General features: G+C 35.1%; 25 protein-coding genes. 16 read left to right on the plus strand and 9 right to left on the minus strand.

Annotated features, from left to right (window positions below; translation table 11 throughout):
* Positions 1-35 precede the first annotated feature (35 nt).
* Together LWE_RS03115 and LWE_RS03120 are read left to right on the plus strand one after the other, a co-directional pair.
* Positions 36-764, plus strand: a complete 729-nt coding sequence (locus LWE_RS03115; protein WP_011701453.1) for a hypothetical protein — start codon at positions 36-38, stop codon at positions 762-764.
* Between the two features lie 140 nt (positions 765-904).
* Entirely contained in the window at positions 905-1,555 is a 651-nt protein-coding gene (locus tag LWE_RS03120; RefSeq protein WP_011701454.1) for a transaldolase family protein, read from the plus strand.
* A gap of 43 nt (positions 1,556-1,598) precedes the next feature.
* Here the strand turns inward: LWE_RS03120 and ltaP are convergent, their stop codons facing one another.
* Complete coding sequence (gene ltaP / locus LWE_RS03125) at positions 1,599-3,419, minus strand: lipoteichoic acid primase LtaP (protein WP_011701455.1); 1,821 nt, start codon at positions 3,417-3,419, stop codon at positions 1,599-1,601.
* A 234-nt stretch (positions 3,420-3,653) separates the two neighbouring features.
* Here ltaP and LWE_RS03130 point away from each other — a divergent pair, with 234 nt between their 5' ends.
* Both LWE_RS03130 and LWE_RS03135 read left to right on the plus strand, forming a co-directional pair.
* A complete protein-coding gene (locus tag LWE_RS03130; protein WP_011701456.1) occupies positions 3,654-5,045 on the plus strand; it encodes an amino acid permease in 1,392 nt (463 codons plus the stop codon).
* A gap of 89 nt (positions 5,046-5,134) precedes the next feature.
* Entirely contained in the window at positions 5,135-5,974 is an 840-nt protein-coding gene (locus LWE_RS03135; RefSeq protein WP_011701457.1) for a VOC family protein, read from the plus strand.
* Positions 5,975-6,057: 83 nt separating this feature from the next.
* Here LWE_RS03135 and LWE_RS03140 read toward each other — a convergent pair whose 3' ends face one another.
* A complete protein-coding gene (locus LWE_RS03140) occupies positions 6,058-6,342 on the minus strand; it encodes a hypothetical protein (protein WP_011701458.1) in 285 nt (94 codons plus the stop codon).
* A gap of 98 nt (positions 6,343-6,440) precedes the next feature.
* On the opposite strand from LWE_RS03140, the gene LWE_RS03145 reads away from it, so the two are divergent.
* The 5 genes from LWE_RS03145 (at position 6,441) to LWE_RS03165 (ending at position 12,410) form a co-directional block, all read left to right on the plus strand.
* Entirely contained in the window at positions 6,441-7,391 is a 951-nt protein-coding gene (locus LWE_RS03145; protein ID WP_011701459.1) for a magnesium transporter CorA family protein, read from the plus strand.
* A 22-nt stretch (positions 7,392-7,413) separates the two neighbouring features.
* Positions 7,414-8,055 carry a GntR family transcriptional regulator gene (locus LWE_RS03150; RefSeq protein WP_011701460.1) on the plus strand — a complete coding sequence of 214 codons (642 nt, stop codon included), beginning with the start codon at positions 7,414-7,416 and terminating at the stop codon, positions 8,053-8,055.
* 41 nt (positions 8,056-8,096) lie between these two features.
* Positions 8,097-10,787: a YhgE/Pip domain-containing protein gene (locus LWE_RS03155; RefSeq protein WP_011701461.1), complete on the plus strand. Its 2,691-nt coding sequence runs from the start codon at positions 8,097-8,099 to the stop codon at positions 10,785-10,787.
* 38 nt (positions 10,788-10,825) lie between these two features.
* Positions 10,826-11,473 (plus strand): GntR family transcriptional regulator, encoded by a 648-nt coding sequence (locus LWE_RS03160; protein WP_041176415.1) that lies wholly within the window; start codon positions 10,826-10,828, stop codon positions 11,471-11,473.
* Between the two features lie 154 nt (positions 11,474-11,627).
* A complete protein-coding gene (locus tag LWE_RS03165) occupies positions 11,628-12,410 on the plus strand; it encodes a polysaccharide deacetylase family protein (protein ID WP_157738616.1) in 783 nt (260 codons plus the stop codon).
* 85 nt (positions 12,411-12,495) lie between these two features.
* Here LWE_RS03165 and LWE_RS03170 read toward each other — a convergent pair whose 3' ends face one another.
* Complete coding sequence (locus LWE_RS03170) at positions 12,496-13,029, minus strand: GNAT family N-acetyltransferase (RefSeq protein ID WP_011701464.1); 534 nt, start codon at positions 13,027-13,029, stop codon at positions 12,496-12,498.
* Positions 13,016-13,897 carry a DUF975 family protein gene (locus LWE_RS03175; RefSeq protein ID WP_077904740.1) on the minus strand — a complete coding sequence of 294 codons (882 nt, stop codon included), beginning with the start codon at positions 13,895-13,897 and terminating at the stop codon, positions 13,016-13,018. Before LWE_RS03175 ends, LWE_RS03170 begins: the two co-directional genes overlap by 14 nt.
* Positions 13,898-14,083: 186 nt before the next feature.
* On the opposite strand from LWE_RS03175, the gene LWE_RS03180 reads away from it, so the two are divergent.
* Both LWE_RS03180 and LWE_RS03185 read left to right on the plus strand, forming a co-directional pair.
* Positions 14,084-14,293 (plus strand): Lmo0654 family protein, encoded by a 210-nt coding sequence (locus tag LWE_RS03180; RefSeq protein ID WP_011701466.1) that lies wholly within the window; start codon positions 14,084-14,086, stop codon positions 14,291-14,293.
* A 73-nt stretch (positions 14,294-14,366) separates the two neighbouring features.
* Positions 14,367-15,074 (plus strand): metallophosphoesterase family protein, encoded by a 708-nt coding sequence (locus LWE_RS03185; protein WP_011701467.1) that lies wholly within the window; start codon positions 14,367-14,369, stop codon positions 15,072-15,074.
* 47 nt (positions 15,075-15,121) lie between these two features.
* Here LWE_RS03185 and LWE_RS03190 read toward each other — a convergent pair whose 3' ends face one another.
* Complete coding sequence (locus LWE_RS03190) at positions 15,122-15,685, minus strand: DUF420 domain-containing protein (RefSeq protein WP_011701468.1); 564 nt, start codon at positions 15,683-15,685, stop codon at positions 15,122-15,124.
* 117 nt (positions 15,686-15,802) lie between these two features.
* On the opposite strand from LWE_RS03190, the gene LWE_RS03195 reads away from it, so the two are divergent.
* From LWE_RS03195 to LWE_RS03205, 3 genes are all read left to right on the plus strand, one after another.
* Positions 15,803-16,219, plus strand: coding sequence for a hypothetical protein (locus tag LWE_RS03195; RefSeq protein ID WP_011701469.1), 417 nt, complete (start codon positions 15,803-15,805; stop codon positions 16,217-16,219).
* A gap of 56 nt (positions 16,220-16,275) precedes the next feature.
* Positions 16,276-16,905, plus strand: a complete 630-nt coding sequence (locus LWE_RS03200) for an endonuclease III domain-containing protein (protein WP_011701470.1) — start codon at positions 16,276-16,278, stop codon at positions 16,903-16,905.
* Positions 16,906-16,967: 62 nt separating this feature from the next.
* Positions 16,968-17,492 carry a GrpB family protein gene (locus tag LWE_RS03205; RefSeq protein WP_011701471.1) on the plus strand — a complete coding sequence of 175 codons (525 nt, stop codon included), beginning with the start codon at positions 16,968-16,970 and terminating at the stop codon, positions 17,490-17,492.
* A gap of 74 nt (positions 17,493-17,566) precedes the next feature.
* Here LWE_RS03205 and LWE_RS03210 read toward each other — a convergent pair whose 3' ends face one another.
* The 4 genes from LWE_RS03210 to LWE_RS03225 all read right to left on the minus strand — a co-directional run bounded on the left by LWE_RS03210 (position 17,567) and on the right by LWE_RS03225 (position 20,503).
* Positions 17,567-17,875 carry a carboxymuconolactone decarboxylase family protein gene (locus tag LWE_RS03210; protein ID WP_011701472.1) on the minus strand — a complete coding sequence of 103 codons (309 nt, stop codon included), beginning with the start codon at positions 17,873-17,875 and terminating at the stop codon, positions 17,567-17,569.
* A gap of 209 nt (positions 17,876-18,084) precedes the next feature.
* Complete coding sequence (locus tag LWE_RS03215; RefSeq protein WP_011701473.1) at positions 18,085-18,630, minus strand: hypothetical protein; 546 nt, start codon at positions 18,628-18,630, stop codon at positions 18,085-18,087.
* A 165-nt stretch (positions 18,631-18,795) separates the two neighbouring features.
* The gene (gene pdxK / locus LWE_RS03220; RefSeq protein ID WP_011701474.1) at positions 18,796-19,611 is read right to left on the minus strand and encodes a pyridoxine/pyridoxal/pyridoxamine kinase; all 816 of its coding nucleotides are present in this window, start codon (positions 19,609-19,611) and stop codon (positions 18,796-18,798) included.
* A 25-nt stretch (positions 19,612-19,636) separates the two neighbouring features.
* Positions 19,637-20,503 carry a Cof-type HAD-IIB family hydrolase gene (locus LWE_RS03225; RefSeq protein ID WP_011701475.1) on the minus strand — a complete coding sequence of 289 codons (867 nt, stop codon included), beginning with the start codon at positions 20,501-20,503 and terminating at the stop codon, positions 19,637-19,639.
* Positions 20,504-20,676: 173 nt separating this feature from the next.
* On the opposite strand from LWE_RS03225, the gene LWE_RS03230 reads away from it, so the two are divergent.
* Complete coding sequence (locus LWE_RS03230) at positions 20,677-21,240, plus strand: maltose acetyltransferase domain-containing protein (protein ID WP_011701476.1); 564 nt, start codon at positions 20,677-20,679, stop codon at positions 21,238-21,240.
* Complete coding sequence (locus tag LWE_RS03235; protein ID WP_011701477.1) at positions 21,237-21,509, plus strand: YwdI family protein; 273 nt, start codon at positions 21,237-21,239, stop codon at positions 21,507-21,509. Before LWE_RS03230 ends, LWE_RS03235 begins: the two co-directional genes overlap by 4 nt.
* Positions 21,510-21,512 lie beyond the last annotated feature (3 nt).

Below are 21,512 nucleotides of genomic sequence, written 5' to 3' on the forward strand. Positions count from 1 at the left end.
AGAGGATATTACCTAAAAAGATTGGAGATAAGTGCATGAGAAAAATTAACTGGACACAATGGATAGCATTATTTGTTTTTGCATCAATGGGAATATCCGTCATTATCACTATTTATGAAATTTTCACAGCACCAATAGAACAACCTACTACAGGACCACACGTAACATTACGAGGGGATTATATATTTTTACTATTTGAAATTCTATTAGGTATTTTTATTTTATTATTACCTTCCATTATTGCACGACGCTTCAAATTTGAAATTCCGGGACTTGTGTATATTCTATTTATCGTTTTCTTATACGGATCGATTTATCTTGGAACTGTTCAAAAATTCTATTCGAGTGTTCCTCATTGGGATAAGATTTTACATACTTTTAGTGGGGCGATGCTTGGGGCAATTGGTTTTTCTTTTGTCAGCTTGCTGAATTCTAATGATAAAGTTGTAATGAAGCTGAAACCAGGTTTTATCGCAGTGTTTGCATTTTGTTTTGCAGTCACAATAGGCGCTTTCTGGGAAGTATATGAGTATACTTTTGATGGTATTATGAACTTGAATATGCAACGTTATAACCTTTCTAGTGGAACGCCGCTTACTGGTCGCGCAGCTCTTGAAGACACGATGACAGATATTATTGTTGATATTATCGGTGCATTATTTATCGTTATTATAGGCTACTTTGCACTCAAAAAAGGTCGACCATGGATGGAACGATTTGAATTCAAACGAAAAAATTGGAAGAAAGAACCAGTTGGAAAATAAATATTCAAGCATCTAGTTTTATGCTAGGTGCTTTTTAGTTGCACAAAAATGCCAACAACTTTGGGGCCGTGAAATGATTGACTGTGTATTTAAACTTTTTTACACTTAAAATGAGAAGAGAACTATGAAGGAGTGAGGAAATGTTTTTAGATACGGGGAATTTAGAGGAAATAAAGAGAGCGCTTCAATTTCCGTTTTTTGAAGGTGTAACTACGAATCCAACCATTTTATTAAAAGAAAATCAACCAAGAAAAACACATATTGCTCACATCCAAGCCAAAATGGTATTTGTTCAAGCGGCAGGTTTATCAGAAGAAGAAATCTGGGAAGATGTGTTGCGTATTCAAACAATTGAACCAGCACAAGGAACTGTGGTTGGTTTGAAAATCCCAGCCCACGAAGCAGGCATAAAAGTTATCGCCAAAGTGCGTGCCAAGTTCCCAGAGGCAATCATTTTAGCAACAGCGATTTTCTCATCCGAGCAAGGTTATATTGCGGCACTTTCTGGTGCGGACTATTTAGCACCTTATTACAATCGCATGGAAGTTAGCGGATTAGATGCAGCTAAAACAATAGCGGAACTTCGATATGTGCTAGATCTTCAAGGACTTCTAAATGTGAAAATTATGGGAGCTAGTTTTAAAAATAGCCGTCAAATCATGCAAGCCTTAGCAAGCGGAGCAGATACAGTGACAATCGGTTACGATTTATTCCTACAAATGATGAACAAACCACTAGCATTAGAAAGTATTGAGAAATTTAATGAACATAACGCTGCATTACCTAAATGAGTAAAAGAGGAAGTTTCCATCGATTTTGGAAACTTCCTCTTTTTTATTTATCTTCATCACGTAATGGTAGGTTGTTTACATAGCTATCAGAATACTGTAAGAGTTTTCGGCTAGCGTCGAATCGTTTCTTCACATCACTTGAAAGTTCTTTGTTTGTGCCATTATAGTTAGTTGCTGCTCCGGTTTCAAAGCTTTCGTCTGGTTGGTACATATAGGAATCTGTGAAATAGCTACCTTCTGGCATAGTGTAGCGTTCCGGAACGTAATTATTAGTAGAATTGAGTATATCTGTACCAAACATAATTTGTTTCCCAGTGTTGATACCGAGTAAATTCATGACAGTTGGCATAATATCAATTTCGCCACCGACATTTTTGATTTCACCAGGGTTTTCCATTCCCGGATAGTGTAAAAAGAAGGGAATACGGTAATCATCAGCCGGATCTGCTTTTAGTTCAGTAGAACGATTGACATATTTCTTCTGCTCTTCAGGTAATTGATCGGTTTTGATAATGTGATGATCTCCGTAGAAAACGACCACTGAATCATCCCAAATGCCACTATCTTTTAATTTTTGGATGAATAGACCTAGTTGTTGATCTGCATAATGAACTGCTTCAAAATAATGGCCAAGTTCGGTATCTTTTAAATCACTTGGTAACTCAATTTCTTGCTTCTCTTCGGGTATATCAAATGGCATATGGCTGCTTACACTAATTAATTGTGCATAGAATTTTTGGTTATTTTTGTATTGTTTTTCTAAAATAGGGAAAGCTTTATTGTAAAGTACTTCATCACTTGGAGAAAAACCGATAACGTCTTCATCTCCAAAAAATTTGCGATCATAGAACTTATCAAAACCAACAGCTGGATAAAATTCATCTCGATTATAAAAACTTGCATCATTTGTATGGAAAGTTGAGGTTTTATAATCATTTTTACCAAGCAAGCGAGGCATTGATGGTATTATACGGTCGCCATATGTTTGGGTATTCGTGTAGTAACCACTTGGGAAAGTCGATGTATAAACAGACCATTCTGCATCAGCAGTATTTGATTTTGATACTGTTTGGAAAAATTTATTCGAATACATCGTTTCGTTTTGCAAACTGTCTAATGTTGGCGTAATAGATTGACCATTCACCTTGACGTTGGTTAGATTACGCTGGAAGGATTCTAATTGTACAATGATAAGATTTTTTCCTTTTGCAGCACCGAAGTAATCGGGTTTGTCTTTTACTGTAACACCCTTAATATCGCGGATGTTTTGCGCATTAATGTCGGCTGCTTTAACATGATCCGCGCCAGTAAGAGCGGTACTAATATTAAATGTAAAAATCCCCATGCGTTTTGCTCTTTTGGAGTCACTAATGATATTTTGTTGCATCATGAAATAAGTAAAGCCACTAAGAACAAGCAAAGTACTAATAAAAGAAACACTGTAAATACGACTAGTTAGACGGAAGGAAGGGAAATCATGTCCTTTTTTAATGTTAAAGTAAAGGATGAACGGAAGGAGAATTATATCTAGGATGTATAACCAATCTGTTCCGCTAAGTAGGCTACTTGCACTTGTTTTTACAACACCCACTTCACCAATTAAGGAGAAACTATGATAAGTTGGGATTTCATTATAAAAACGGGCATAAAGAACACATACCAGCATTAATATACCGATAAAAAGTGACATTCCAGCATACCAATAAATATGGGATCGTACTGGTGCGAGTAAATGTATTAATCCAAGTAGAAGGACGATAAATAATAAGTCCATTCCAAGAGCCAAGAAGTTTGGATTTTTAAAAATCTGGAAATAGGCAAAAGTAAACTTACCAATAATTAATAAAAAATAAAATAAAATCAACTGAATTCCTCTTTCTAGCATGCTTTGTGCCAAATAATCACAAATCCATTACTTTTAATTTTAGCTTAATCATGCGAACAGTGCAAATCATGTAAGATGATTCAGATATAATTAGGTAATAGGTTCTATTTTAGGAAGGAATGATTAGTTTCTGTATTTTTTTTCACAATTCTATTGACCTTTAAAGTGTAAAAGGATACTATTTGAGAAGATTATAAAAAGGTAGGAGAAAAAATGAATTCATTATTTAGAAGAAAACCAATAGAAGATTTAATGCACAATAAAAGCGGGAGTACACATCTAAAACAAACACTAGGACCGCTAGATTTAACTTTGCTAGGTGTTGGAGCAATTGTTGGGACTGGGATTTTTATTTTACCGGGAACAGTAGCTGCGAATAATGCGGGACCAGCAATTATTTTTTCTTTTGTGATTGCAGCGATTGTATGTGCGATTGCAGCCATGTGTTATTCAGAGTTTGCATCTAGTGTTCCAGTTGCTGGGAGCGCCTATACGTATGGCTATGTTGTTTTTGGTGAGTTAATCGGCTGGTTGCTTGGTTGGGCTCTTATTTTGGAATATGGGCTTGCTGTGGCTTCTGTAGCAAGTGGGTGGTCTTCTTATTTAAATGCGCTACTTTCTGGATTTCATATTTCTATTCCGGAAGCAGTATCTGGTCCTTTTAATCCTGAGGCGGGTACATTTATTAATTTACCAGCTATAATTATCGTCCTTGTAATTGCATTTTTATTAACACTTGGAATAAAAGAGTCTACTCGTGTGAATACAATTATGGTTGCTATCAAAGTTGGGGTTATTTTACTTTTCTTAGTCGTTGGGGTATTTTATGTTAAACCGGATAATTGGCAACCGTTTATGCCATTTGGAATTAGTGGTGTGATGAATGGTGCGGCATTAGTGTTTTTTGCTTATTTAGGTTTTGATGCAGTTTCGTCAGCGGCAGAAGAAGTGAAAAATCCACAACGAACGATGCCAATTGGAATAATAGGATCACTACTTATTTGCACTGTATTATATGTAGCGGTTTCGGCTGTTTTAACTGGAATGGTACCATATACTGATTTAAATGTAACTGATCCGGTAGCCTATGCTTTACAAGTTATTAACCAAGACTGGGTGGCAGGGATTGTATCGCTTGGTGCCGTAGTTGGAATGATTACAGTGATTTTAGTAATGAGTTACGGTGCTACAAGACTAATTTTTGCAATGGGACGTGATGGTTTATTACCAAAAGTACTTGCAGAAATCAACCAAAAATATCAAACACCGGTCAAAAATACTTGGATTTTCGCTGTTATAGTCGCAATTATTAGTGGTCTAGTTCCACTTGATAGATTAGCTGAATTAGTTAATATTGGGACTCTGTTGGCATTTATGATGGTTTCAATCGGGATTATTTTCTTACGTAAAAATAAAGCGATTCAAAAATCAGGTTTCAAAGTGCCATTTTATCCCGTTTTACCGATAGTATCATTTCTATTATGTGCATTTCTAATTAGTCGTTTATCTGTTCATACATGGATTCTTTGTGGAATTTGGTTTGTAATAGGCTTAATTGTGTATTTCACTTATGGTAGAAATCACAGTGAATTGCTTAAAAAATAACTAACTTACTTTTTGTAAGTCTTATCATTGGAATTTGAAGGCTCCTTATGTTGTAATGAATATATGATACTAAAAGGAGCGTTTATACCATGGTAAAAATTAGTGAAAAATTGCGATTAGGTGAAGTTGTATTAAATGTAGGTCATTTAAAAGAGATGGCAGGTTTTTATCAAGAAGTAATTGGCTTAACTTTAATGGAGGAAAATGATCAGTTCGTGCGTTTTGGAGTGAGTGGATCTGATGAAGCGTTACTTGTTCTTAAAAAAATTGATAATGCGGTTGTCCCAGAAGTACCGCGAATTGGTTTATTTCATACAGCGTTTCTGTTACCCACTCGAGAAAGTTTAGCGGATGTACTCGTTCATCTAGCACAGTCTGGCTATCCAATTGATGGTGCTGGAGATCACGCTTATAGTGAGGCGCTTTATTTACATGATATTGAAGGAAACGGTATTGAAATTTATGCAGACCGTCCTAAAAAAAGTTGGATGCGTGATGGCGAAGGGAACTTGCCGATGGTAACAGAACAAGTGGATGTGGATGATTTACTTAAAAATGCGACGGGAAAAGCGTTCACTGGAATGCCAAATGGGACGATTATTGGTCATGTACATTTACAAGTATCGGATGCTGATAAGGCGGAACAGTTTTATAAAGAGGCGCTTGGTATGAATTTAACAACAGCAATACCATCTGCCAGATTTTTTGCAGCAGGTGATTATCATCATCATATTGGGTCGAATGTTTGGGCTGGTCGTCATATAAATAATCGGCAGGAGAATGAAGTGGGGCTCGCATGGTTTACAATTATAACTCCGGACAAAGAAATAATTACTACTCATTTAAAGCAGCAAGGTTATGAAGTAAAATATGTTGGAAATACGATTTCGGTCATTGATTCAAATGGAATTATGATTCATTTTAAATAAAAAAAAGAACTGTTTAAGCGAAAAGTGAGCTTAAACAGTTTTTTGATGAGATAATAAGGGAAAGGTAGATAAGACAAAATATTTTAATGTTTACGTTGCATTGTTTTCTTCAAAAGCCAATTACTGGATTGGAAAAGAGTTAAGACGATTAAAAAGATTCCAATTCCAAGATTTAAATAAGAAAGTGCGAGTGCTGCGTCTTCTGGAAATGAATTTTGGACAGTGAGAAAAATAAGAAAGAATCCGCTATTTGCACTAAAAGCTATCCAAAACCAAGATAGTCCGCTTAATTTACCTACTATAAAAGAAAGCCCTGAAATAATTGCTGCTAAGATAAGTCCTGTAAGTATCATTGACATAAATTCCATTTTCATCGCTCCTTTGTCATAAATGAAATTATTATTAATAATAATGTAACATAAATGAAATATTTTGTAAAGAAGATACGAAGAAAGGAGATACACAGATGATTGAATTTTTTAAAACAACAAATGAAGAGATGGAGCAACTGCCCGCCATAGAAGATGGTTGTTGGGTAAAGGTCACTGCTCCCACCCAAGAAGAAATTGAAAAATTGAGTAAGGAAATGGATGTACCTAAGCCATATATTTTAGATGCACTAGATTCAGAAGAACGCTCTAGAATTGAGTTAAAAAGAGCAGAGGAAGATGTGAGACATTCACTAGTTATTGTAGACTGCCCTTACGAATCAGAAGATGAACTTGGCTATACGATGTATGAAACATTGCCGATTGGAATAGTACTAACTAAAACCCATCTTGTTACCATTTCTTTAAGAGATTTGCCTATTTTAGAAGATATTCGATCAATGAAATTAGAAATATATGATACAACTAATCATAAGCAATTTTTGTTAAAGTTACTTTATGCTGTATCTTACTATTACCTCAAATATTTAAATCAAATCATTAAACAAACAAATAATTTAGAATTAAAGATTAAGCAATCGATGAAAAATGAGCAGCTCTATGCTTTTATGGCGGTTCAAAAAAGTTTAGTTTTTTTTGCAACAGCGCTTCAATCGAACAAAGCAATTTTAGATAAAATGGAAGATGTGGAACATTTTATGCAACAAGAAGATAATCATGATTTACTAAGAGATGTTATTATTGAGAACAAACAAGCGATTGCAATGACGGATACATATACGCAAATAATTAGCGGGATGTCTGATGTGTTTTCATCTGTTATCTCAAATAATTTGAATATAGTAATGAAATTTCTTACCTCATTTACGATTATCTTATCTTTACCAACGATTGTGGCAAGTGTTTACGGGATGAATATCAAATTGCCATTTATGCATAACGACCACGCTTTTGCACTAATTCTTTTGTTTACGTTATTAATTACAACGGGAGTAACAGTAATTTTTTGGCGTAGAAAATACTTTTAAATAGAGAAATTGGGGGATGGACATGGAAAAACAAACATATGAAAAATTAGCATATTATACAATCAAAGAAAAGATTCTCAGTGGGAAACTTCATGTAGGGCAACATATATCAGAAGCGAGTATAGCAAAAGAATTATCCATTAGCAGAACTCCAGTCAGAAAAGCAATCGCTGTTTTAGTATCCGAAGAGTTGATTGATTATGAAATAAATCGCGGCGCTATCGTAATAGAAAGCAGTATGAGTGCTGGCCGTTTTATTGAATTACTTGAAATGGCTGAAATTCTAGTGGTACAAACTATTGAAAAATGTAAAAATAAAAATCTAACTTATAAACCAGAAAAAGGAAATGAAATACTTGCAGAAATGCGCCAAATTCAAAAAGAAGAAGATGTAGAAGCCTATTTGTCGTTACTGAGTAAATGGTTATTACAATTTATTTCCCAATTAGCAAACATATACGCGGAAGATATTGTACGGAAAATGAAGCGTGATTTCTTTAATAAAGCGCAAAAAGATATTAAAATGATTCCTGTGCTTTTAGAAAATGAAACGATGGAAACATTAGAACAACTTTCCACTTATATGGTTGAAAAGAAACATGATTTAGCAAAAGAGGTAATACAAAAATTGATGAATTTGTATATTATCCGTACATTTAGATAGTATTTCTAAAATGATTTGCTTAAAAAAAGGAGGTGCTTTTGATGCGGAAAGTATATGAAATTTTTATTTTAGACTGGCGCCGTCTCTTTAAAGCGCCTTTAGCATTATTATTAGTAATTGCATTAATTATTTTGCCATCATTATATGCTTGGTTTAATATTGAAGCACTTTGGGACCCTTACTCGAATACTTCGGGAATCAAAGTGGCAGTTTCGATTGATGATGAAGGGGCTGAAGTAGACGTTCCTGGGAAAAAGCCTGAGAAAGTGAATGTCGGCAATCAACTGAAGAAAACGCTAGAAAAAAATAAAAAACTTGGCTGGACATTTGTAAGTGAAGAGGAAGCAAAAAAAGGAGTGAAAAGCGGTAAATACTATGCCTCTATTCACATTCCAAAAGATTTTTCGGAAGACATGGTTTCTGTTGTAAATGATAATGTCAAAAAACCAACGATTGATTACTCTGTTAATGAAAAAATCAATGCCATCGCACCAAAAATGACGGAGAGTGGCGCAACGACGATTGTAAATCAAATAAGCTCAGAGTTTGTTGGGACAGTAAGTAAATCAGTTTTAGAAGAGTTTAATAAAGCAGGAATTGACCTTGAAAATGAATTACCGACAATCCGCCGCTTAAAAACGAAAGTATTCCAAGTACAAGATGCTTTACCAGAACTTAAAAAAATGGGTGGCGAGGCTGTGAAAATTGAAGCCAAACTCCCTGAACTAAAAGCTAAAGCAAACCAAGTAGTGGAACTAAATGAAAAAATTCCAGAGTTAAATAAAGCAACAGAAAACGTCTTGTTAGTAGAACAACAACTACCAAAAATCGACCAACTTGGCCAAGATATTCTAGTTTTACAAAAGAAAATACCAGAAATCAAGCAAATTGCAGACTCAGTAAAAGAAGTGGACGAAAACTTTGGAACGATTAAGAAAACTGTTAATGATGCAGTAAATGAATCGGGTAAGGCGCTCGATGTGATTGATACGGCGATGACGGCGATACCAACTGTAGAAAAAATCGCCCAAAACGGCAGTGGCTATGTGGACAAAGTGTCCGATTTTACGGATGAAATTAATAAATCATTTGATACGTTAGCGCCTGCTATTAAACAGAATTTAACACTAATGAAGCAAATGGCAGACAACATTTATCAAGTCACAGAAGCAATTAAAAATGGTTCTATAAACTCCGAACAAGCGATTGCGGAATTGAAGAAAATGGAACAAGATATTGATTCTTTACAACAAATGATTACAAAACAAACCGCCACATTGGAAAGTTTAAATGAAACGTTGCCTAATAAGCCTTTTACTGATTTAATCAAGAATTTAAAAGCCATTAATAGTCAGTTAAGTACACAAAAAGAAACAGTGACAAAAGTTCGCACAGCACTTGAAAACGGGGAAAAACCAGCGGAAGAATTACTCAATCAACTAAATGCACAAGCAAAAAATATTAGTGCAAAATTGGATCAAATTTTAGCGAATTATGATTCGGAAATTGTCCCAGCAATCAAAACCGGTTTAAACCAAATTCAAGGGGATTTAAAAGATAGCCAACAATTATTAAAAACGTTGCAATCGAAAATCCCAGAAATTACGCAGGTATTAAAAGACTCAAAAGAAACACTTCAAACTGGACAAACCTATTTAAAAGAGTTCCAACAGCGTTTGCCAGAAATCCAGAAAACACTGGATGAAGCCACTAAAGTAATTAATACCAAATTGGATACTATTATTGCTGGGATTAACGAAGCAGCAAGCTTTTACCAAAATGATTATCCAAATGTAAAAGCGAACATTAAAAAAGCGGCCAATTTTATCCGCGATGATTTGCCTGGACTTGAAAAAGAAATAAACCAAGCCTCCAATCTTATTCAAGAAAAAATGCCAGAATTCGAAAAAGCGATTAAAATTGCAGCAAACCTTTCCCGAGAAGAACTGCCGGAATTTGAGAAAGCAATTAATAATGCCGCCAATAAAATTACTGATTTCGACAAGAATTATGATTTACAAAGTATTATTAAAATGCTCCGTAATGATGCCGATAAGGATAGTTCTTTTATTGCAAACCCAGTTAATTTAAAAGAAACAAGTTATTATCCGATTCCAAATTACGGCTCGGCAAGCTCGCCATTTTACACGGCGCTTTGTCTATGGGTTGGCGCTCTCTTGCTTATTTCATTACTTCGGGTTGATGTAGAAGTACCAGCTGGTATTTTTAGTCATTACCATCGCTATTTTGGACGCTTGCTGACATTCTTATCTATTGGCTTGATGCAGGCGCTCATCGTGACACTTGGAAATATATTCTTACTTGGTGTTTCGATTGCAGAACCTTTGCTCCATGTTCTTTTTAGTATGTTTATTAGTGTTGTATTTATGACAATTGTATACACACTTGTATCCTTATTTAATAATGTCGGAAAAGGAATCGCGATTATTTTGCTAGTGCTACAAATTTCAGGAGCCGGCGGAAACTTTCCTATTCAAGTTTCGCCACCATTTTTCCAAGCAATTTATCCGTTTTTACCATTCACTTATGCTGTTAGTTTAATCAGGGAAAGTGTTGGGGGATTATATATGCCAACTGTTTGGCTTGATATGAGTGTACTTGCTGGATTTGCGATTTTGTTTATTGCATTAGGTCTTTTACTCAAAAAACCACTCGACAAAGTTGTACCGAAATTATCGGAAAAAGCGAAACGAAGCAAGCTGATTCATTAAAAATAGTATATAATTATTAGCGAAGAGGGGTGAGCATTATCACAAATAAGTATAAAACCTTAGATAAAATGGTTTATAATTTACTTCTTGAAAAAATTAAACGAGGAGAATTAGTACCAAATCAGCATTTGGCGGAAGAAAAACTAGCAACTGAATTTGGTGTTAGTCGCTCACCGCTCCGAAAAGCTATAGCCACACTCACTGCGCAAGGTATTGTAAGCTATCATGAAAATAGTGGGACAGTACTTAATGATGTCCTTATTGATTCGGCTCGTTATGTACAACTTATGGATACGATTGATATTTTTGTGGATGCTGCTATTATCAGAGCTGCTCATTTTGGATATAATATAGATGTAGAAAAACTTCATAATCATCTTCAAGAAATGGAGCGTTTTTCTTATTTAATGGATGTTGAAAATTATTTTAATGAGCATCACCGTTATATACTTTGTTTGATAAGTTTTGCAGAAAATCCTTATCAGGTAAGTATCGCTAAACATATTTTCTTTCAAATTGTGCATTTTTCTGATGGAATTAATATTTTTAAAGCGGTTGAAATAAGAGAATGGACGAACAAAAAAAGCAGTGAAATCTATGAATTCCTTATCCAAAATAAAATCGAACTTGCTCGAAAAACGGTCAAATCTATGTTTGCAGAACTAACGATTCAAGCATATAGATAAAAAAGTTGGTGCCATAAAGGTACCAACTTTTTTTGTGTTTTACAATAATACTTATGTTTCCTTAGTTAATTCTTTAATATTGGGTGATACGATGGTTGAGTAAAATGTCTGTATGCCAATGGAGCTAAAAACAGAAAAAGATGGAGGAGCAGAAATGAAAAAAATTTATATTATTATGACATCAATTCTTTTGTGCATCATTTGTGTCGTCGTTGGAATTTCTATTTTTCTAAAGCAAGATGAGGTTGTTCAGCAACCGAAAGAAAAAATTAGTAAAAAACAGGTTCTATCAGACAAAGAGCAGCCTAGTTCTTCTAACGAAGGGAAAAAGGTAGCATATTTGACGATTGATGATGGGCCAACTGAATATATGTCAAAAATTTTAACCGCATTAAAAAAAGAAAATGTAAAAGCTACATTTTTCCTCGTTGGAAATAGAATTACTGGTGATAGAAAAAAAGATATTAAAGAAGCTGCAGAAGAAGGCCATAGTATTGGACTCCATAGTATGTCGCACGTTGCTAAAAGATTATACAAAGACAAACAATTTATTCCTGAAATAGAAAAAGAATCTAAACTACTTAATACAATTCTAGATAAAAAAACAAAGTTAGTTCGAGCGCCCTATGGTAGTACTTATTTAAATGATGACCAAGTAGGACAATTAAAAAAGGATAAATATCGACTACTAGATTGGAATATTGATAGTGAGGACTGGAAACATAAAGGAAAACCAGAAAAGATGGTTTCTTTCATTAAGGAAGAGTTAAATAAATTCAAAAAAATTTCTCCTGTTATTTTGATTCATGAAACAGAAGATTTACTAAAAGCTATACCTGATCTAGTCAAAACTATCCGAGCAAAAGGCTTTGAATTAAAACCTTATTTTGAAGATAATAATTTTCATTTGAATTTCAAAAAAGATCCTCAATTATAAATAGTTATTGCTTCTTCACTGTCATAAAAAAAGCAGAAACCATTGCATAAGCCATTTTGGATAATGGAATATACAAGGTTTCTGCTTATTGTGTTGCCTCGCTTTGATATAAATTAAAGCCATTTTTATTCCCAATAAGTTGAAAATGGTAAGCTGTATACATTTGATTAAGGGTGGCATTAGTTTCAATGCAATCCAAACGTACAAATGGAACGGCCTTTTCAAAAGCTAGTTTTTTAGCATAACAAATCATTTGTTTACTTAAAGAAATACCACTAAAATCTCTATTAACCATTATTCGATGTAAGTAATATGCCGTTTGAGTGGTTAAATCGCCCCATAAATCTGTATCCCAATCACTTGGCTTTTTTCGTATAATCATAGCGCCAGCAAGTTTTCCATCAGCTGTTTCGAATATGGCGACCTCACCCAGTTTGATTCGTTGTTCGATATTATGGACATCAAATCCATGTAAAATATCACTCCACTGGTTTGAACCCGATTCTTTTAACCAGAGAGCTGTATTTACCATTAATTCATGTATGTTGGAACGATCATTTGGCAAAGCAAAGCGGACTAGAAATTCCAGTCCGCCAGCTGTAACTTTATTTTGGTTCATTTTCATCTTTTGGACGTTCGGGTTCTTTTGTTGTATCTGGTCCAAAGCCTTCTGGATGTGTATCATCTTTAAACGGATCAGCTTCTGTTGTGTTGAATGGATCTACTTCTTCCACAATCACTGTTTCTTCTGTAAACGTACCTTCGCTTGCTGCATATAAATCATCATAAAATACAGCAATGGAAGTGATTAGGTATGGATAAACATAAAGTGAAATACCAAGTGTAATTAACCAGGAAGATAAAATTAATACGAGTCCACCAAAAGTAGCGCCAGCAGCAAGTGCAGTTAATAGCTCAGTAGGATTTGTTGTATAAGTAGTTGTTGCTGAACCGCTAGCAACAATGATAGAACCAACAATCGCCACTGCCAATGGAATTAAATACCAAAGTAGGAATGTAAGTGAAAGACCAAAAAGTCTACCTTTGTGTCCATTCATCATATGGCGACTTTCTGTAATTGCATCTAAAGCAGAGATATTAGGATTATCTCTTAAAATAAAGAATGTTTGTGAATAGGAATAAGTCTTAATAATTCCAGGAATGAAAAGTAATAAGCTCCATAAGAAAGTGAAAATACAGATAAGTAAGTAAGCTAAGAACGTACGCCCGAATTCTTTGAAGCCGCTAAACATATAAGCGACATCTACTTGCTCACGGCGACTAATTGCAAGGTATACCCAAGCTACCCCAGTGTATAGTGGGCCAGTTAGTAGTAACATCGCAATCCAACCAAGAAGTGGAATCCAGCCAACTACGCCTCCACCAACAGTCAAGATTAACCAAGCAAGTACCAATATTCCAATAGCAATACCCCAACTGCCACGAAGCGACTCTTTAGCTGTCTGTTTAACTTGTGAAATAGTCATCATAATGAAAACTCCTTTTTTTAATTTATTTAAGTATAATAGCAAAAAATACCTATCTTTAAAATAGCATATTTTTAGGGACTAATACAGTAATAAGAGGTGTTATAAAAAAATACTGAAAATAGGATTAACTTTTTATTTTGAGGGAAAAAGTGATATGATATGATTAATTTGGAGGTGGCGCACATGGCCCATGAGAATTTAAGAGAATTAGAAGATCGACTTATTGAATTACGGCAACAATATCAAGAAGCACTTAGCGAAACAAGAGAGTTTGAAGATCCACAACTCCAAAATGGACCAATCAATGCAGCTGAAGTTAGATTAAGTGCATTACGTCACGAAATTGCTGAAGTAGAGAAGAAAATTAAAAAAGTAGAAGGTAACACCAAATAAGGAAAAGACGTCCTTTTGCTAATGTCATTTTAGCGGAAGGGCGTTTCTTTTACGACCGTTTGGAGGAATAACAATGAAACCGATTTTTGCTGTAGGAGATGTACACGGAGAAATTACACTGTTGGATGAGTTGCTGGAAAACTGGAATAGAGAGCGAGAACGCCTTTTATTTGTAGGCGATTTAATTGACCGCGGGGAAAATCCAGCAGCAGTCCTTAGACGAGTGAAAGAGTTATCCGATGAAGCGGAAGTTATTACTTTAAAAGGCAACCATGAACAAATGTTACTTGATTTTTTAGAAAAGCCTTCGGAAAAAATGCATTATTATTTAAGTCAAGGCGGCATGGAAACCATTCAATCTTTAATTGGCGACTCATTAAATAAAAAAATGACACCAGAAGGGTTAGCTAAGCGAATTAAAGAAGAGGCTTCAGACCTTATCGATTTTATCCAAAGTCTGCCACTTTATTATGAAGAAGGTAAGTATGTGTTTGTCCATGCGGGCGTGGATTTTTCTAAACGCGATTGGCATGATACTGACGAGCATGATTTTTTCTGGATACGGGAACCATTTTTATTTGGGAAAAATAATACTGGAAAAGTCTTTATTTTTGGACATACACCGGTGCAAAATTTACATAGTGACGAAAGTTCGGGTATATGGGTTTCGGAAGATAGAACTCGACTTGATATTGATGGTGGCGCAGTTTTTGGCGGGGAGCTTCATGGGGTTGTAGTTGAGGAAAATGTTGTCACAAAAAGTTTTTCTGCAAAAAAATAAGCATCAATAGGGGCTTTTTTAAAGCGCGCATTTGATGCTTTTTTTATTTAATAATATGGTGCCATAAATAAGTATACTAGTACGCCAGTTAAGCTGACATATAGCCAAATCGGCATAGTCCAACGAACGATTTTTTTGTGCTTCTCAATTTGCATCGTCCAGCCCCATACAAGTGCAAATAGCGCGAGTGGAACAACGATTGCAGCTAAGAAACTATGTGTAATTAGGATAAAGAAGTAGATTGGACGAACAATGCCAGTTCCTCCAAACGTAGAAATTTCCGCTGAAAGGTAATGGAACGTTAAGTAAGATACTAAGAAGAAAAGTGTTGATGTAAATGCTGCTAAAATGAAACCACGGTGCATTTTAATGTTTTTCTTTTTTATAATCGCCCAAAGTGCAATAACTAAAAATACAAAGGTAAAACTATTAAAGATGGCGTTCATACGCGGGAAAATAGTAATGTCAAAATGCACTGCTCCTTGATACCCAATTGGTGAGAAGAATAGTAGCAAAATCACTACAACCGCAACAAATGAAATAATCATTATCGGCCAAAAATAGTTTTTTTCTGATGTCGGCTTTGTAAGTTTTTCTTTATTTTGTTCCATGAAAAAAATAGCCCCCTAAATATAAAAATTGCTGTACATATTCATTATACATGACGAACATAACGGATGCGAAAGATTGAACTTTTAAGGTATAATAGTCAGGAAAGGGTGTTTCTGATGTCAATTATTGCGCGAGAACTAACAAAAGCGGAAGAAGCCGAAATTATCCATTTAAAAGAAGAAGGCGAAGTGATGCTCCAAACGGATGGAACTCCAGAAGAGCGAGTAGCGAAAATTGCCGAATATATAAAAAACACCTCGCCAGACCTCGATTTAGCAGAAGAACTTGGATATGTTTTAGGTTCTTTATACGGGGAAGCTGTACGCGAGAAGTATAACTGGAAATGGTTATTTGTGTCTGAAAATGACTTAGAAGGTTACGCAATAACATCCAAAGATCATGGTTATACATTTATGGTCCATGATTATTTTATGCAAGTAATTGTTCAAAACAAACCAGATAATAGTATGGTTTTATTTGAATTAATGACTGATATGACCGGAAATCGTAATGGTTTTCGAATGATTGGTTGACAAGTGGTTTTGACTTTTAGCAAAGTAGTTGTACTAGATTCAGAGGTGATAAAACGTTGAATACAAATGAACAAAAAGTACAAGTTTTAAATAAATTAGTCACGCTTTATGGCTATCAAGATTGGTGGGAAGATGATAATCGCCTTTCTGATTGGATTTCGATGATATTAATTCAGCGTACTACAGAGAGAAATGCCAACCAAGCATTAGCGAATCTCAAGCCTTTTCTAGATTTAGATAGTTTGATGGATATGGATATCATTAAGTTAGAGGAGTTAATATATCCCGCAGGCTTCTATAAACAAAAAAGCATCTATATCAAGGCATTAATAGAGTGGTTTGTCGGTCACGGAGCTAGCTTTGAGAAGTTTCGTCTTTATTCAACAGAAGATTTGCGAAAAGAATTACTAGGGATAAAAGGTGTAGGGGAAGAAACTGCAGATGCGATGTTACTTTATATTTTTGAACGAAATGTATTTATTGCAGACTTATATGCAAGACGATTATTTTCTCGATTAGGTTTTGGCGAATATAATTCTTATGAACAAATGCGGGAAGAGTTTATGCCAATTACAGAAAATATTTCCCATAAATTATGTAAAGAATGGCATTCGGTCATTGATGTGCACGGGAAGCATTTTGGGAAAGACAAAGAGATGGATGAATCGTGGTTGTTAGAGTCATAACGTGGAAAAAATATTAAGTGCAACACTATGTGTATTTTTTGCATCGTAAAAGGAGATAGATTATGCAGACAGATAATATCGTTGTAGTAGATTATGACGAAAATTGGCCAAAAGAATTTCAAAGAATTGAAGCGGCAATTTTAAATACAATAACTCTAGATGTTCTTCGGGTGGAGCATGTAGGCAGTACTTCCGTTAGAGGTTTATGTGCTAAGCCGATTATTGACATTGATATTGTGATAGAAGATTATAGTAGCTTTGAAGCAGTAAAAACTGGACTCTTATCTTTAGGATATGAGCATGAGGGCGATTTAGGGATATCCGAGCGGGAAGCTTTTTCTTATGATACTTCACAAAAAAAGTCATTTATGGAACATCATATTTATGTTTGTCCAAAAAATTCCGCAGAACTGCATCGCCATCTCACTTTCCGAAATCATTTAAGAAATAACCCATCTGATTGTCAAAAATATGGAACGATTAAGTTAGCAGCAGCAAAGGAATTTCAAACAGATATAGAGGGATACTTAAATATGAAAGGCGAAGTCATTACCGAAATCTATCAACGTTGCGGATTAATAAAATAACCAGATAAAAAATAGCGGCAATTTTCATGCCGCTATTTTTTATCTGGTTAAATGATAGATACATTAACGAGAATTCAATCTTCCTCATAGGCATCAATCGCTATTGGTAAAGCATTTATCACTGTATTGCCCACAGCAGGTAAGCCGACAAGGATTGCGCTGATAATTTCACTTCTAGTCGCACCATTGGATTTTGCCATTTTCACGTGAAAAGGGATACCACTTTCTAGGCGGACAGCGGCCATAACAGCAATATAAGCTAGTTCTTCTGTTTTCTTATCGAGCGTACTTGCGGCATCTAATTTATGTATAGTTTCCATCCAAGCAGATTGCACTTCGGGAGCTTCTTTCGCGAATACTTCAAATGACTTACTTACTTTCATTGAGATTCATCTCCTATTAAAGTTTTTAATAAGCTTTGCATATTTAATTTAGCATAAACTATGTGAAATTTGCAACAAAGATAAAGGTAATCAAAGACTTTCTTGCAAATTAGTAGAAAGAAATCTTATGAAGGTTTACTTACTTTTCTTATTATTAATAATAAAAACCGTCCAAACACTGGACGGTTTTGTGAGATTCTTATAAAGATTTAAAGTTTTGTTATCACTAAACGCTTTGCTTGATATAGTGTTTCTGAGCCAAATACAAAATCAGTAACTAAGCGGTATGTGCCATTAGTAACGGGTATAGAAAGTACGGATTCTTCAAAAGCTAAATCACCTTTTAATCTTGTAATTGAGTTCTCTTTTAAAGGCTCTAATAAAACACCGGATTCAGGTGCATATAAAATAAGTAGCGTGTTTGAAAATATTTCTACGTCTCCTATAATTTCTTCGTTTCGACCCACAGCACCAATATATTTGTAGTCATCTTCATATTTAGTATATGATTTTATGAATGTGAATTTATCCTGATGATTACTATGAATGCCAATAAATGAACCACCTTCTGGGTTCCAAACAGCCACAGTCTTATCTGCTATTTTATACATGAAATCCTCTTCTGGTGTTTCGATTAGCTTGTCATAATCATCCGTGTCAATTCCGTTCCATTTAGTTATAACTTTATAATCACCAATTAAAATGGGGCCACCTTCTGTACTGACATGTCCAATTTCGTTGAATATGTTGCTCATGCTGATATTTCCTCCTCATAAAAAATTGAATTTTATTGACTTACTATTAACCATATTTTTATTAGAAATAACGAAAAGATTAAATAGATTTTTGCAATTATACCATATTAGGCATAAAGAAAGCGTAATATAGAGAGAAATCTTTCGTATATTACGCTTTTTATATTATCTATTTTCAGCTTTATTATAAGCGCCATGCCAAACAGGCCCGATGAATTCGTTTAGTGCAAATCCACCTTTGATTGCTGCTGTGACAAAGTCTTTTGCTTTTGCAACTGCTTCTTCTACGGTTAGACCTTTTGCAAGTCCAGCGGTGATAGCTGCTGCGAAAGTACAACCAGCACCGTGATTATGGCTTGGAGCGATTTTTTCTACTTCATAAACAGTAAATTCTTTGCCATCATAAAGTAAGTCGATTGCTTTATCGCTTTCTAGGGCTTTTCCGCCTTTGATAACAACATATTTAGCACCTAGTTCAATGATTTTTTTCGCGGCTTTTTTCATATCATCTAATGTAGTTAATTTGCCAAGACCAGATAATTGACCTGCTTCAAATAGGTTTGGTGTGGTGATGGTTGCTTTTGGTAGTAATAGGTCGCGGATAGCCTCCGCGTTTTCAGGCTGGATAAGCTCGTCTTCGCCTTTACAAACCATAACGGGATCAATAACAACATTTTTTAAATCGTATTTGTCAATAGCTTCACGTGTTGCTTTAATGATGTCAATGGAACCAAGCATACCTGTTTTCATTGCATCAACAGGACCGCCAGAAAGAATTGTTTTTAGTTGTTCGCGTACAAGCTGTGCATCTATTGGAGTAACGCCATGCGCCCAGTTGTTATCTGGATCCATTGTAACGATGGTTGTAATTGCACTAAAACCGTATGTGCCATATTCTTCAAATGTTTTTAAATCTGCTTGTAAACCTGCGCCACCACTCGAATCAGAACCAGCAATAGTTAATGTTTTTTTGATTGTCATTAATGTTTCCTCCTAAAAATAAACTTTAGTCATTTGTTTCTAACATTTTATAGATAGCTGATGCAACCCCGTGTTCGTCATTAGAAAGAGTTACATGTTTTGCTAAATCTTTGACTTCTTCTTCCGCATTGCCCATTGCAACGCTATAACCAGCCATTTTTAACATAGAGATATCATTCATATTATCTCCAATTGCAAAGGTTTCATCCAGTGTAACGCCTAGTTTTTCTACATAATATTGTAAAGAAATACCTTTTTGTGCCTCGCGATGTGTAATTTCAATATTATCGGAAAAGGAAGATGTAACAGATAGGTCAGATTCTTTTTCCAGTTTTTTCTTCGCTTTTGCAAGAATATCTTTATCAGAAGAGAAAGAAATAAATTTAAGAATCGTCAAATTTTTATTACCTAAAATGCGTTCTACATCAGGTATTTCATGTACGTCTTTAGATTCAAAACGTTCTTCAACTTTATCCATAATTGCTTCTGCTGGTACGTCTGGGTGGATACGTTTGTGCATTTCAATCATGAATTCTTTGCCACGGGCTTTGTCAGTTGTAATTGGTCCCATATCAGTGAAGAATTCTGTATACATTCCTAGTTCAGTCAGCGTATTATATGTGTTTCTTGCTAAGTTTCGATCAATTGGATGTTGTAAAATTATTTTTCCGTGTTCATCACGAATTTCTGCTCCGTTCATACAAATTGCTGGTGCATATAAATTAACTTTATTAATTAACCCCATCGCATCGTCATACATACGTCCGGTACAAAGAACAAAATGAATTCCTTTGGCGCGGGCTTTTTCGATTGCCTCGACGTTTTCTTGTGCAATCTCGATATCAGAGTTAAGTAGTGTGCCATCCATGTCTGAAGCAATAACTTTAATCATAATATTAAATTCCTCCCCAATTTTACCTACTTCACTAGAATATCATTTTTTTACGAAAAATGCACAAAAGGTAGCTGCGCGTAGTTTTTTTAAAGGAGCGGTTACTTTACTATATTTCTGTCTTTCATTTGGTTATAATAGATAAGAATAAAACGTGGATTGGATGTGTCAGGATGAAGACAGAACTAGAAAAGATGATTGCAGGAGAAATGTATGATCCTAGCGACAGAGAGCTTGTACACGGAAGAAGTCGTGCGCGTAAGTTCTGCAGAGAGATTAACGATACAATGGATTCAGAGTCTCGTGCAAGCGTGCTGAAGCGTCTATTCGGCGGAACAAAAGAGAATGTGTATGTCGAACCAGATTTTCGAGTAGATTACGGTTCTAATATTTATGTTGGCGAAAACTTTTACGCTAATTTTGATTGCGTGATTTTAGATGTTTGCGAAGTACATATTGGTGACAACTGTATGATGGCACCGGGTGTTCATATTTATACAGCGACACATCCACTTGACCCAGTAGAACGTAATAGTGGATTAGAACTTGGCAAACCTGTTGAAATTGGCGACAATGTTTGGATTGGTGGTCGTGCAATTATTAATCCAGGTGTAAAATTAGGAAATAATGTAGTGGTGGCATCTGGGGCTGTAGTAACGAAGAGTTTTCCTGATAATGTCGTTGTTGCAGGAAATCCAGCTCGGGTGATAAAAACGATTGAGGTTGCAGAAAAATGATTATTTCAGATGCAAAGATTTTTGAACAAATGGAAAGTGAATTAGCGAAAGCAAGAGCAGCAACAACAAAAGTAAATCAAGATAAGCATTTACATGGTTTAATGCTACTTGTTCAACTTGCAAAAACGGGCGATGAAAGAAGCGCGGAAGTGGAAAGAATGGCTATACCAACTTTACCAACATCTGAACCAGCTCAAATCGCAAGTATGGATGGTAAAAAAATAGAATTAGAAGACGGAGCAAATGGAGACTCATTGCTTGATTTTTAGGGG

Origin of the sequence: Listeria welshimeri serovar 6b str. SLCC5334, from assembly GCF_000060285.1 — a bacterium.
Taxonomy (GTDB): domain Bacteria; phylum Bacillota; class Bacilli; order Lactobacillales; family Listeriaceae; genus Listeria; species Listeria welshimeri.

Bases quoted from the DNA above. Each gene is read 5' to 3' on its own strand.
- LWE_RS03180 (WP_011701466.1), top strand. From the start codon at position 14,084: ATGGCCCATGAGAATTTAAGAGAATTAGAAGATCGACTTATTGAATTA.
- LWE_RS03145 (WP_011701459.1), top strand. From the start codon at position 6,441: ATGATTGAATTTTTTAAAACAACAAATGAAGAGATGGAGCAACTGCCC.
- pdxK (WP_011701474.1), bottom strand. From the start codon at position 19,611: ATGACAATCAAAAAAACATTAACTATTGCTGGTTCTGATTCGAGTGGT.
- LWE_RS03190 (WP_011701468.1), bottom strand. From the start codon at position 15,685: ATGGAACAAAATAAAGAAAAACTTACAAAGCCGACATCAGAAAAAAAC.
- LWE_RS03235 (WP_011701477.1), top strand. From the start codon at position 21,237: ATGATTATTTCAGATGCAAAGATTTTTGAACAAATGGAAAGTGAATTA.
- LWE_RS03225 (WP_011701475.1), bottom strand. From the start codon at position 20,503: ATGATTAAAGTTATTGCTTCAGACATGGATGGCACACTACTTAACTCT.
- LWE_RS03135 (WP_011701457.1), top strand. From the start codon at position 5,135: ATGGTAAAAATTAGTGAAAAATTGCGATTAGGTGAAGTTGTATTAAAT.
- LWE_RS03175 (WP_077904740.1), bottom strand. From the start codon at position 13,897: ATGACTATTTCACAAGTTAAACAGACAGCTAAAGAGTCGCTTCGTGGC.
- LWE_RS03165 (WP_157738616.1), top strand. From the start codon at position 11,628: ATGAAAAAAATTTATATTATTATGACATCAATTCTTTTGTGCATCATT.
- LWE_RS03215 (WP_011701473.1), bottom strand. From the start codon at position 18,630: ATGAGCAACATATTCAACGAAATTGGACATGTCAGTACAGAAGGTGGC.
- LWE_RS03155 (WP_011701461.1), top strand. From the start codon at position 8,097: ATGCGGAAAGTATATGAAATTTTTATTTTAGACTGGCGCCGTCTCTTT.
- LWE_RS03185 (WP_011701467.1), top strand. From the start codon at position 14,367: ATGAAACCGATTTTTGCTGTAGGAGATGTACACGGAGAAATTACACTG.
- LWE_RS03170 (WP_011701464.1), bottom strand. From the start codon at position 13,029: ATGAACCAAAATAAAGTTACAGCTGGCGGACTGGAATTTCTAGTCCGC.
- LWE_RS03230 (WP_011701476.1), top strand. From the start codon at position 20,677: ATGAAGACAGAACTAGAAAAGATGATTGCAGGAGAAATGTATGATCCT.
- LWE_RS03195 (WP_011701469.1), top strand. From the start codon at position 15,803: ATGTCAATTATTGCGCGAGAACTAACAAAAGCGGAAGAAGCCGAAATT.
- LWE_RS03205 (WP_011701471.1), top strand. From the start codon at position 16,968: ATGCAGACAGATAATATCGTTGTAGTAGATTATGACGAAAATTGGCCA.
- LWE_RS03140 (WP_011701458.1), bottom strand. From the start codon at position 6,342: ATGGAATTTATGTCAATGATACTTACAGGACTTATCTTAGCAGCAATT.
- LWE_RS03150 (WP_011701460.1), top strand. From the start codon at position 7,414: ATGGAAAAACAAACATATGAAAAATTAGCATATTATACAATCAAAGAA.
- LWE_RS03120 (WP_011701454.1), top strand. From the start codon at position 905: ATGTTTTTAGATACGGGGAATTTAGAGGAAATAAAGAGAGCGCTTCAA.
- LWE_RS03130 (WP_011701456.1), top strand. From the start codon at position 3,654: ATGAATTCATTATTTAGAAGAAAACCAATAGAAGATTTAATGCACAAT.
- LWE_RS03210 (WP_011701472.1), bottom strand. From the start codon at position 17,875: ATGAAAGTAAGTAAGTCATTTGAAGTATTCGCGAAAGAAGCTCCCGAA.
- LWE_RS03115 (WP_011701453.1), top strand. From the start codon at position 36: ATGAGAAAAATTAACTGGACACAATGGATAGCATTATTTGTTTTTGCA.